Here is a 270-nt window from a genome sequence, read left to right on the forward strand (position 1 = left end):
CACCCGCCGCCTGAATGCCGACCGCGAATACACGGCGCGCGACGGCAGCAAGGGCACGCTCCACGGTCGCGCGCTGCTTTTGATCCGCAACGTCGGTCACCTCATGACGAACCCGGCCATCCTGGATCGCGACGGCCGCGAGGTTCCGGAAGGCATCATGGATGCAGCCTTCACGTCGCTCATCGCCATGCACGACCTGAAAGCGCGCCTGAACTCCCGAACAGGTTCCATCTATATCGTCAAGCCCAAGATGCACGGCCCGGACGAAGT

The 270-nt window shown here is 63.7% G+C and carries 1 pseudogene; it reads left to right on the top strand.

Annotated elements, in window-relative coordinates:
* Window positions 1–270, top strand: a pseudogene (locus WDW90_RS39545) (malate synthase G); the annotation flags it as partial.

Source organism: Methylobacterium nigriterrae (assembly GCF_037106235.1).
GTDB lineage: Bacteria > Pseudomonadota > Alphaproteobacteria > Rhizobiales > Beijerinckiaceae > Methylobacterium > Methylobacterium nigriterrae.